Source organism: Gallaecimonas xiamenensis 3-C-1 (assembly GCF_000299915.1).
Lineage (GTDB): Bacteria > Pseudomonadota > Gammaproteobacteria > Enterobacterales > Gallaecimonadaceae > Gallaecimonas > Gallaecimonas xiamenensis.
Genome location: NZ_AMRI01000004.1, coordinates 126,749 through 137,941 on the forward strand (window position 1 = coordinate 126,749; position 11,193 = coordinate 137,941).

An 11,193-nucleotide genomic window follows, 5' to 3' on the forward strand; every position below is an offset into this window, starting at 1 on the left:
AAAAGGGCCGCTTAGCGGCCCTTTTTGTCAGTCGGCGCGGCCCATAAAACGCCGCTCGCCGGTGTGGATCTTCACCTTGTCGCCAATCTTGATGTACTCCGGCACCTGGATGCTCAGGCCAGTGGCAAAACTGGCCGGCTTGGTGCGGGCCGTGGCCGAGGCGCCCTTGAGTTCGGGGGCGGTGTCGGTGACCACCATTTCCACCGTTTGCGGCAGTTCCAGGCCTACCACCTGGCCGTCCACCAGCAACAGCATGATGCCCTGGGTGTTTTCGTCCAGGTACAGCAGTTCGTCTACCAGATCGGCTGACTTGATGGGGTATTGGGTGTAATCGGCTTGGTCCATGAAGATGTGTTCGTCACCGTCCACATAGGACAGCACCACGTTGCTGCGCTGCATCTCTACTGTGGTGAGCAGATCGTCGCCTTTGAACCTTTCCTCTACCTTCAGGCCGGTGCGCAGGTCGGAAAAGCGCATCTTATAGAGGGTGGCGGCACCACGGGCGCTGGGGTTTTGCACCTCGATGTCCCGGACGATGAGCAGTTTGCCGCCCAGTTCCACTACCAGGCCTTTTTTGATTTCGTTTGCCCTTGGCATTAGCCATCTCCTTGACGTTGACGGCGCATCTTATGCCGGGCGCCGCCGTTTCGCCAGCTTAGCCTTTGCGTTTGAGCCAGATATAAATCAAGGGGCCAAAGCCCAGCAGGGCGGAGAACAACAGGAACACCCCTTCGAGGATCACCGGCAGCCAAAAGGCGTTGAAATCGGCCAGGCGGGCCTGTTGAGGTTTGTCGGGCAGGTAATAGAGCCAGAGCCTTTCCCCGACTTGGGGTGGGGTGGCAAAGGGGTTGTACTCGGTCAGGTCACTTTGGGAAATAAATTCGTGCCAATGGCCTTTCTTGTCGTTGTAGTAGATGGCCAGCTGCAGCTTTTCCTTCATGCCAAAGCGCTGGGGCAGGTGCTTGACCAAGTGTTGGCGCACCACGCCACGGGTCTTCTGGGCATTATCTAGCCAACTGACGCGGTCCTGGACGGACAGGCTGAATTTTACGGCCATCAGCAGCGCGATAATCGCGAAGATCACGAAGGGTACCAGCAGCAAGTGCGGCAACCAGCGATTATCGTTGTTAGGTGGAACGTCTGTCTGCATTGAGACCGGGCACTAAAGACAATTAGGCAAGAGTAAAGCACATTTCCGGGGTAAGTTCACGCCCGGATTTGGTCTACATTTACATAACAAAGTGATTGATCTCACAGGAATTTACCCGATGAAGGGAGCCTTCTGGTTACTGCTGGTGCTGCTTTGCCCATCCCTGGCTTTGGCCTGTGATGGACAGCTGTGCATGAGTATGCAGGAGCGGCAGAACAAGGTGGTGTTGGTGGCCCAGAACAGCGGTACCGCCCCTGTCACCGTCAAGGTCGAGGCTCAGTTCAGCGGCCTCAAGGCCGAACCTGCCATCCCGTTGCTGGCCCAGCTTGGCCCAAGGGAGAGCCGGGCGGTGGCGATCTTCACCAAGCTTGGGCCCTGGAAACTGCGCTATTGGTACAACTGGGCCAGAGGCAGCGCCAGCGCCGTCCACGACGACAGCGTGCTCTACCGCTTGCCTTGGCTTAAAGGCCGCTTCCGGGTGCTGCAGGGCTGGGGCGGGCGTTTTTCCCACCAGGAACTCCATAGCCTTTATGCCCTGGATATCGCCATGCCGGAGGGCACCCCCATAGTGGCGGCCCGGGCCGGGCGGGTGGTGGCGATGCGGATGGACTCCACCCGGGGCTGCGACAGCCGCCGCTGTATCCAGGACGCCAACTATCTGGTGCTGGAGCAGGAAGACGGTACTTTGGCCGAGTACTTTCATTTGCAAGCCAACAGCGCCAGGGTGGCCCTTGAGCAATGGGTGCTGGCAGGGCAGGTAATTGGGGCGGCGGGCAATACCGGCTTTTCCACCGAACCGCACCTGCACTTTGTGGTCAAGACCGCCAATCAGGACGGTGAGCCCCAGTCCCTGCCTGTCAACTTCGATACCAAAGAAGAGGGCCCAAGACGGGGCCTGATGGCAGGACACCTTTACCAGGCCCCGGCCCAGACCCAACTGGCCCGTCAGCCTTAGAGGTTTTGGGCGTAGAGGTAAAGCTGCTTGAGGATAGCCATGGCTTTTTCGTCATCGGCCCTTTCCTCGGCCAAGACTTCCAGTTCCAGCATGAAATCCTGCATACCAAAGCCCCGGCTGCCCTGTACCAGCACTTCTTCCCGGTACTGGCGCCAGCGCAGCTGCTCTTTTTCGGTGAGGGTCTGGGCAAAGTAGCGGGCGCGATAACGAAACAGCAGGGTGTTAAGGCGGGGGTCTTTGAAGTGGATCTGGGTCAGGCGGTTAGGGTCCTGGTTGGCCCGCACCAGGGCCATGCTGGCCTTGTCGGCATCGCTGATAAAGCCGCCATAAAGGGCTTCTTCGGCGTCCTGTTCGGCAAAGTCACCGCTGTCGCTAAACAGTTCCACCAGCTTGTCGCGCAGCTCTGGGTGGGCTTTGAGGGTGTCGAGGTTTTGGCGGCAGCGGTTGCGGTCTATACCCAGCTCGTCGGCCCGCTCCGGGCCCAGGGTCTTGGCCGGGGCCAGAATGGGACACTTGTTGAGGTGAACCAGCTTGACCGGCAGCCGCGATTGGCCTTCTTCCAGATCGGCGCTGCGGGTGTAGAGCCGCTGGCGCAGGGCCTGGCCGTCCAAATCTAAAAGCGGCGCCAGATCGCCGTTGAGATCCACGACGATCACCGCATTTTTGTTGACCGGGTGCCAGGCCAGGGGCACCACGTAGGTACTGCAGCCTTGCAGGCCCGGGAAGCGGCTGGAGGTATGTACCAGGGGTTGCAGGTTAATGACGTCGATAAGGGCCGTTACCGCCTGCTTGCGGCGCAGCTTGAAAAAATAGTCATAGAGCTTGGGCTGGCGGTCGCGGATCAGCTTGGCAAGGCCAATGGTGGCCTCCACGTCCGACAGGGCGTCGTGGGCGCGGGCATGGACCAGGGCATTGGCCTTGGACAGCTCTTCGAGCTTGAAGCAAGGGCTGCCATCTTCGTAATAGGGCCATTCGATACCCTCGGGGCGCAGGGCATAGGTGGCCCGCACCATGTCTATCAAGTCCCAGCGGCTGTTACCGTTTTGCCACTCCCGCTCATAGGGGTCGTAGAAATTGCGATACAGGGTAAAACGGGTGACCTCGTCATCGAACCTCAGGGTGTTGTAACCCAGGCTGCAAGTCTGGGGCTGACTCATCTCCTGGTGGATAAGGCGAATGAATTCGGGCTCCGCCACGCCTTTGGCCATGGCCTGCTGGGGGGTGATGCCGGTGATAAGGCAGGCCATGGGGTGGGGCAGGTAGTCGTCTGTGGGCTGACTGAACCAGACCTTGGGGCTGTCGATGGGGTTGAGCTGTTCGTCGGTACGGATGGCGGCGAACTGGCAGGGCCTGTCCTTTTTAGGATCGGTGCCGAATGTCTCAAAATCGTGAAAAAGCAGGCTGGCAGTCATGAAGCGGGTCTGTGGGAGCAAAACCCCAGTCTAAACTAAAGGCGGCTTCGGACCCAAACAGGGTGCTGGGAAGAGGCAAAAAAAAAGGCCGCAGAGGTGGGAAAAGCGGCCTGAATAAGAGGGGTCTCGACAGGGTCGATTACCTTGCTTGCGAATTTAATTTTACTCAGTGAAAGACCGATGAGAAGTGTGATGAGCGGCACCGTTTAACCAAGATTCAGTATTAGCGGAAGGGCAACTGTAAAGAATTTGAACTATATTTGCCTAGATTAGGTTACAGGTTTGAATTTGCTGCTTCGTAATCAAGGGATTGCCATATGGACTTGCGCTTGACCGTTGCCGCCGCCGTGACCCTGGCCCATGGGGCCTTTGTCGCCGTAGTGCTGGAGCATTATTACAGTAACAGGGAAGGATATGAGTTGATCAACTGGCGGGACCTGGCGTCCCGGCAGTGTGAAACCCAGATCCACCATAAGATTGAAGACGCCTTTACCCGCTCTTTGTCGGTGTGGACCACCACAGTGCTGGAGCCTGACGAGCGTCGCTTTGTTATCGCCGGTACCTTGTCGGCCGAGAACTACCTGGGTGAGTGGCAGGATGCCGCTTATCGCTGTGAGCTTGAGCTGTCGTACCGGTTGATAAACCCGTTCGACAAGAGTGCCTGGCTTGCCAAAGCAGTGGAAACCAACAAGGAGCTGGGCGCCTTGCGCCTGACCCGGGTGGAGATCGTTCCCAAGCCCATGGCGTATTGAGCACCAACCCTTGCTTGCAACTAAAAATAAAGGCCGCCCAAGAGCGGCCTTTTCTTTTTGCCTAAAGGCTGGTTCAGGCGCGGCGTCGCCATCCCAGCAGGGCCAGCAAGGCTAGACCAAAGCCCAAGGCACCGCCACCACCGCCGTTGTCGGCGTCTGGAGTGGGTTGCGGCTCCACAGGGTCTACGCCATCACTGTTAACGGTCAGCATAAAGCTGGTGCTGGCCTTGTCGTTGGGGGCGGCTTGGTCTGCCACCGTGACGGTAACCAGGGTTTGCCCATGGAAGTTGGCTTCCGGGACCAGATCAAAGGTGGCACCGGGGCCGTGGCCGTGGACAGTGGCACTGATGTGCTTGCCGGTCACGCTGATGCTGTTGTCACCACCCAGGTTGTCCACATACAGCACTTCAATGCCTTCGATGGCGGTATTTTCTTCGGTGCTGAGATCGGCCATGGGCGCTATTTGGATATTGGTGGCAACGGACAGCATGGCAGTCTTGTTGTCATCGTCCAGCCCTTCGACCTGGTTCTCCAGGGTCAGGGCCATATCCTGGCCTATGGCACTTTCGTTGACCCTGGCTTGGAAGCTTAGGGACATCTGGCTCTCTTCAGGGCCGCGATAGTCGAGACAGACCACCACACCCTCCTGGATCTGGTTCAGGCTCTCATCGTAGGCCACTTGGGTGCCAAGGTAGCCGTAGATGGGACCGAAGGCATCAAGAGGACCCTGGAAGCCTTTGACACCGACACTGCCGCCGATATTGGCCGGGAAGCCGGCAACACCGGCCAGCTGCCCGTCCAGCTTACCGTAGGCAAAGATGATCTCCGGCTGCCCTTTCTCAAACTTGTAATCGAGGTTGATGAAGGCCTCGAAGTCGAAGCTGTCGTTGGGCGTGGAGCCGTCTATGGTCTGGGTGTAGACATTGTCCCACTCGACGATCAGGGTCTTGCTGTTGTCGCTATGGGTTAGGCCTGCCACCGAGATGCCGGCCAGGGCATCGCCGAAAGACGGGCTGTAGTCCACCGCAAAGAGCCCGCGCCACAGGGGGGCTATCACGCTGTAGGGGAAACCGTCGAAGGGCAGCGGATAGTGGAAGGGCCAGAACAGGGGCAGGCCTTCGAGGTCGATGAAGCCGGCCGGGTTGATGGTGACCGTCTGGGTGCGGCTATAAGCCTGGTTGTGGTAGAGGCTGACGCCTTCATTGGCGGCCAAGTCATACCAGATCCAGGACAGATCCAGGGGCGCCTCGGCGGTGTAGCCGCCGTCCCATAAAGGCAACGGTGACACGCCGTAGCTGGCCAAGTCCTTATAGCCGCCGTCGGTGTCGCTGTTGATGTCGGGCGTGCGGCATTGGGCGTCGGTCAGGGACGTGCTGGTCTGGTAACGGGGCAGCAGATCGGCGGTGTTGGGCTGCACGCCGCTTAGGCTGATGCTGTTGCCATCCACTACCAGTTCCTGGTCGCCAAGGGTGCCAAGCGCCACGGAGTCGGGCAGCAGGGTCAGCCCCTCCGGCAGCGCCAATCCCAGGCTGAATTGCCTGTCCAGGCCCTGGATATTGGGAGTGACCTTGACTGAGAAGTCGATGACATCGCCAGGCTTGGCCTTGGTTTTACTGACCTTGAAGCTGACATCGTCCGCCTCACGCACCACTTTGAGCGGGATCAACCCCAGGTTGTCCTTGCTGCCCTGATGGCCCAGGCTCAACATGGCATAACGGAAATCACCTTCGCTGAAGTCGTCCAGGGCCCAGTTGAGGGTAACGGTAGCCGGGTTGACACCGTCTGTACTGGCCGGCACCGACAGGCTGGCATCGGTGGCAACGTCTTTGCTGACGATGGCAGTAGCCACCTTGAAGCTGTCGGTGGCCGTTTCGCCATAGGGCAGGGCGTTGGCGTAGTTGTTCAGCACCACCCAATAGTTACCGGCGCTGGGTTCGTTGATATTGCAGTAGTTGTTGATGGTCGAGGCGTTGGACAGGCAGATGGCTTCGGTGTCGAACTGTGGCAGGCCGTCACCGTTGATGTCCTTGCCGATGACCACGGTCAATGAACCTTGCTTATAGGGCTCTTCGATGCTCGATTCAACCAGACCCAGGCTTTCGACGATCAGGCGGGCGGTATTGGCCGGCACTTCCAGAATGCGCAGGCTGGTACCGTCGGTGATGTCGTCCCACAGCTCATAGTTGCTGTCCTGCTTGAGGGTCAGGGTTTCGATGGCGGGTTTGACCAGGGCCGTTACCTCGCCGTCCAGGCTGTCGGTGGCGGGCAGGGTCAGGTGGTTGATGCCAAATTGCCCCTTGTTGCGGTTGACCGGCACCTGCATGGCCTCGGGCAGGCGGCCGTGGCTGAACTTGGCTTGCACCGGCAGGTGCAAAGCTGGCAGGGCGGCATCGCTTGGGGTCAGCGTCAACTGGCCATCCAGGAAGAACTCGGAGTTGCCAAGAGGGGTTTGGGCATCGAGGATGGAGGCGGTCACCATCACCGTCTGGGTTTGCCCGGCCTGCAGGCTGAACTGCTTGGGATGGACGTCCAGCACGTAGGACAGTTCGCCGGTGTCGGTGGCCAGTTCCCAGGTACCGTCACGGGTGGCGGTGAAAGTGCGCAGCCAGGAACAGGTGCCCAGGCATTGGCTGTTGACCATGCTTGGCAGGTTCAGGGCTTTGACATCGCCTCCGTTATGGGGATTGGCTGCCATGAAATCGTCGACCGGCACGTCCATCACCAGGCCCGTGTCGATGGCCTTGGCGACATTGATGCGCCCGGCGCCGGCTTGCCAGAGATTGGCTTTTTCGCCTTTCCACCAGACCTGCTCTGCCGTCATCATCAGCGCCGACAGCACTTCGGCGTCGCTCCAGTCCGGGTGTGCTTGTTTAAGTAGCGCCATGGCCCCGGCCACATGGGGGCTGGCCATGGATGTGCCTGACAGATAGCTCCAATCGCTGGACACCGGGCTTTCGCTGAATGGGTGCTCGTCGGCGTAGGCGGCATAGATATCAACACCGGGGGCGGCCAGGTCGGGGATCAGGTAATCGCCGTGGGTATTGGCCGGGCCCCTGGAAGAGAAATAGGCCAACTGATCGCCAGCGCTCGGATCATAGGTTTCCTCTATCAGGGCTGCTTCTATGGTGCCGCTGTGGCCGCTGCCACTGGCCAGCCAGGTTTTCAGCTGCTCGCCTTCGCTTATCCCCAGATGGATACCCGGCAGGGAGTAGACGTCGTTTACCGGCGTGGTGTCTGGGCTCACATCCACCAGAATAAAGCCACCGGCACCGCCGGCTTTGATGTTGTCGGCTTTCTCCACCCGGGCGTTATCGCCCCTGTCGCAAACCACGATCTGGTCGCTGCTGAAGGTACCGGCAGGGAAGGAGGCCAGGCAGAGGGCGTCGCCAAAGTCGCCTGCATAGACGATGTTGCCGGTGAAGGCGTCGGTGATCCCCAGGCCTTGAAGATTGGCCGGTGCCGTGGTGTCGCCACCACTCAAATCCTTGAGGTAGCGGTCGTGAACCAGGATACCGTCGGGAATGGTGGTAGCACCCACCGTGGCCAGCCAGGGGCTGGAATGGTCGGCCGAACCGTAATATTCCTGCCAGCCGTCACCGCCGCTGTTGCCGGCGGCGGCAGCCACGGATACGCCGGCCTGGCGGGCCGACAGGAAGGCCAGCTCGACGCTGTCTTCCCAGGGGAACTTCTCGCTGCCGCCGATGGAGAAGTTGATGACGTCCACGCCGTCTTCAATGGCTTGCTCGATACCGGCAACCAGGGCATCGGTTGGGCAACCGGCATAGAGGTCGCCGCTGTTGCCCGGGTAGCAGACCTGGTAAGTGATGAGGTTGGCATGGGGGGCCATGCCGGAGAGGCGTTCGAAGGTAAAGCCGGTGTCGACACCGTCACCGTTACCCACCGAGGCCAGCTGCAGCGGTACGGCGTCCAGCACGTTACCCACGGCGGTGGAGGCGGTGTGGGAGCCGTGACCGTTATAGTCCTCACCAATGGCCGGGCGGCCTTCGGCGAAGTAGGGATCTTGGAAAGTATCGGTGATGATGGGGGTGGACCAGATACCGATCAGCTTGTCGTTACAGCGGTCTTCAAAACCGGCCTTGGTACAGTCATGGAGGTAATGGCCGCTGCCGAGGGGGTTGGCTATCTTGACCCCGTCAGCGCCGGTGTCGGCAAAGCTGGGGTGATCGGAGTTTACGCCGGTGTCGATGATTCCCACCACCATGCCGTCACCCAGGTAGCCAACGCCACTGGCGGTATTGCCTGCCCAAACGTCGCCTGCTCCTATGTGCTTGGCACCGGTGTCAGACAGCAGCTGGCGCATTTGCACCCGCTCGATATGGGCCACTTCCGGCAGTTCTGCCAGGCGCTGTGCTTGCGCTTGGCTTAACTGGGCGACCATGCCGTTGATGGCCAGTTGGAACTGGGCCTGGGGGCTGACGCTAACCCCCAGTTTGCTGGCGCTGCTGATAAAGTGGCTTTGCTTTTGCTCCAACAACGCCTTGTAACGGCTGGCGGCCGTACCTTTGAGATCAAGCTTTTGCTCACCGCTGCGGCTCGACACCAGGGCTGAGCCATAGCCTTGTAACTCACCGCCATATTGGCTGAGCGGTTTGTCTTTCAAGCGAATAATGTAGCGGTGGCTGCCGGTCAGGCCCGCTTCGGGGCTGAACTTGCGGCTGGGGGTAAGGGCAATGTTCAGGCCTTTGTTCTGCTTTAGGTTATCCGCCTGTTGGCGGCTCTTAAGCTGGCTGATGGCCTGGCTTGGTAGGGTCAGTTGGTGCAGTTGTGCACCGGTTGCACCAAGGGCTACGCAGGCGGTAGCCAGGGCAAGGTAGATAGGTGTTTTTTTCATGTGTCCTTCCGAGACAATATCGTTGTATTGGGTGCCTCACGGGCCTCGGAATAACAAACACTTCACATCTTGCCTGCAATGCCACCATACAAAATGCTACAGGTCATAAAACGGGTGTGACACAGGGGGCTCGGTTTAATTTCCTTTTTAATCAATGGCTTAATTGTATGTTTTTGCGCTATATCTTGAGGTTGGTCAAGCGCTGCTCAGTCATATTGTTACAATTGTGTGTTGCCTGCGGGCGCCGTGCTCAAGGCCAATAACTCCAGCTTGGTCAGGTGCAACTGGTCCTGCTCGTCCAGGGTAAATTCGCAGACAAAGGTGATGGGGTCTCTGGGTTTGAGAGCGGTGCCGCTTACCACCACCAATTGGTTCTGATGCTGCACCTGAAGATGGTCGGTGCGCACCATACCCAGGCGGCCCCTGACCGCCAATTCGCAAAGACGGGTTGCCTGGGCGCTATAGGGGCTGGGAAAGGGCTGGGCCAACTGGGCGGCAAACAAGAGGCTGGACAGCAACATCAAGATCTCCTTTGGTTACGGTTATTGTGGCGCGGCCAAGGCGTCATTGCCAAGCCCGGGGCTTTGACTGGGCGCCGATATCCAGTAGCCTAGAAGGAACGTCATGACCCGGACCTTTATGCGCGCTTTGTTGTTCACCCTCGCCTTGAGCCTTTGCCTTGTCCTTCAGGGGATAAGCCTTGGCGCGCACCTGGCCGACAACCACAGCGATCATCAGGCCAGCAGCCATCTGAGCACGCAGGACCTGGACCAAAAAGCCCATCAGGAATGTGCCCATAGCCATTGCCATGCCGGCCACATGACGGCAGCCCCCCTTTCCCATAGCCTCTTGGCCTTCGAGCCCGGTGCGTCCCTGCACAGGGCACCGGACTTTGTGGCGCGCCTGGCGCCACCCAGCCACCCCTTAAGGCCTCCTATCGCTTAACGCCCGGCGCCGCAGAGCGGCATTGGTCTTTATTCGATAACGAGGTAATCCATGAAACAGCTTTATCTCCTGGGGCTTTTGGCCCTGGGCGCGGCCTATGCGCAGGCCGAACCTGCCGAAGGCCTGGTGCTGGACGGTCAACAGCAGCGCCTTGCCGGCATCAGCGTCACTACCCTGGCACCCGGCCCCCTTTACCAGCCCCTGCGCCTGGCGGCCGAACTGCACACCCCTTTTGACAGCCAGGCCATTATCGCGCCCAGGCTGGACGCCACCGTCCTTAGCCGCCAGGCAAGCCTTGGGGACAAGGTCAGCCCAGGGCAGGCCCTGGTCACCCTCTACAGTGAAGGCCTGGCCGAGCGGCAAACGGCCCTGCGCCTGGCCTGGCTGGACTGGCAAAGGGCCAAAGGTCTCAAAGGCACCTTGTCGGACAGCGAGCGGGACTTGCTTCGCACCCGCTACCAGGATGCCAGGGCGGCGGTACTGGCCGCCGGTGTGGCCGAGGCACAATTGGCGGCGGTGGAATCCCACCAGGCCTTTGCCTTGGGCCAGTACCAGCTGCACTCCCCCTTGGCGGGCCTGGTGATGAGCGATGAGTTTGTGGTGGGCCAGCGCATCATAGCCGGCACTGCGCTATTGACGGTGGCGGACGAGTCCAGGCTCTGGGTACAGGCCAGCCTGCCCGCCGACACCCGCCTTAGCCTGGCCCCTGGTGACAGCGCCTGGGTCGAGGTGGCCGGGGAGCGGCGAGCGGCCAAGATCGAGGCTCTGGCCCATCAACTGCAAACCGACACCCGCACCCGCAGCCTGCGCCTGAGCCTGGCCAATGCGGACCACCAATGGCACGCCGGCCAGTTCGCCACTGTGGAGCTGGCCCAGCCCCTGGGCCGCCAGGGGCTGGTGTTGGGGGAAGAGGCCCTGGTGCGCTCGCCGGACGGCGACTGGCAGGTGTTTGTGGCCCGGGACGGGCGCTTTGTACCCCAAGAGGTGCAAAGGGGCCAGGCGGTCCTGGGGGGCTTTGTGGTCGAGGGGCTGGCCCCTGGCAGCCAGGTGGTCAGCCAGGGCGCCTTTTTCCTGGCGGCAGAGCTGGCCAAGGCCGGCTTTGACCCCCACGGCCACTAGGAGGCGCC

Annotated in this window: 9 protein-coding genes; 4 read left to right on the forward strand and 5 right to left on the reverse strand. The window is 60.2% G+C overall.

Annotated elements, in window-relative coordinates:
- Positions 1-27: 27 nt before the first annotated feature.
- Positions 28-597, reverse strand: coding sequence for an elongation factor P-like protein EfpL (gene efpL, locus B3C1_RS04010; protein ID WP_008483085.1), 570 nt, complete (start codon positions 595-597; stop codon positions 28-30).
- A gap of 58 nt (positions 598-655) precedes the next feature.
- On the reverse strand, positions 656-1,150 hold the full coding sequence (locus B3C1_RS04015; RefSeq protein ID WP_083858254.1) for a DUF3592 domain-containing protein: 495 nt from the start codon (positions 1,148-1,150) through the stop codon (positions 656-658).
- Positions 1,151-1,268: 118 nt separating this feature from the next.
- On the opposite strand from B3C1_RS04015, the gene B3C1_RS19265 reads away from it, so the two are divergent.
- On the forward strand, positions 1,269-2,105 hold the full coding sequence (locus tag B3C1_RS19265; RefSeq protein WP_008483087.1) for a M23 family metallopeptidase: 837 nt from the start codon (positions 1,269-1,271) through the stop codon (positions 2,103-2,105).
- Here the strand turns inward: B3C1_RS19265 and sbcB are convergent.
- On the reverse strand, positions 2,102-3,517 hold the full coding sequence (sbcB, locus tag B3C1_RS04025; protein WP_008483088.1) for an exodeoxyribonuclease I: 1,416 nt from the start codon (positions 3,515-3,517) through the stop codon (positions 2,102-2,104). The genes B3C1_RS19265 and sbcB overlap by 4 nt on opposite strands.
- A gap of 317 nt (positions 3,518-3,834) precedes the next feature.
- Here sbcB and B3C1_RS04030 point away from each other — a divergent pair, with 317 nt between their 5' ends.
- On the forward strand, positions 3,835-4,269 hold the full coding sequence (locus B3C1_RS04030; protein WP_008483089.1) for a hypothetical protein: 435 nt from the start codon (positions 3,835-3,837) through the stop codon (positions 4,267-4,269).
- A gap of 73 nt (positions 4,270-4,342) precedes the next feature.
- Here B3C1_RS04030 and B3C1_RS20735 read toward each other — a convergent pair whose 3' ends face one another.
- Positions 4,343-9,121 carry a S8 family serine peptidase gene (locus tag B3C1_RS20735; protein ID WP_008483090.1) on the reverse strand — a complete coding sequence of 1,593 codons (4,779 nt, stop codon included), beginning with the start codon at positions 9,119-9,121 and terminating at the stop codon, positions 4,343-4,345.
- A gap of 218 nt (positions 9,122-9,339) precedes the next feature.
- Complete coding sequence (locus B3C1_RS04040; RefSeq protein ID WP_008483091.1) at positions 9,340-9,642, reverse strand: hypothetical protein; 303 nt, start codon at positions 9,640-9,642, stop codon at positions 9,340-9,342.
- 103 nt (positions 9,643-9,745) lie between these two features.
- Between B3C1_RS04040 and B3C1_RS04045 the strand changes: the two genes are divergently transcribed.
- Together B3C1_RS04045 and B3C1_RS04050 are read left to right on the forward strand one after the other, a co-directional pair.
- The gene (locus tag B3C1_RS04045; protein ID WP_035481047.1) at positions 9,746-10,066 is read left to right on the forward strand and encodes a hypothetical protein; all 321 of its coding nucleotides are present in this window, start codon (positions 9,746-9,748) and stop codon (positions 10,064-10,066) included.
- Positions 10,067-10,117: 51 nt separating this feature from the next.
- The gene (locus tag B3C1_RS04050) at positions 10,118-11,185 is read left to right on the forward strand and encodes an efflux RND transporter periplasmic adaptor subunit (RefSeq protein WP_008483093.1); all 1,068 of its coding nucleotides are present in this window, start codon (positions 10,118-10,120) and stop codon (positions 11,183-11,185) included.
- Positions 11,186-11,193: the final 8 nt, after the last annotated feature.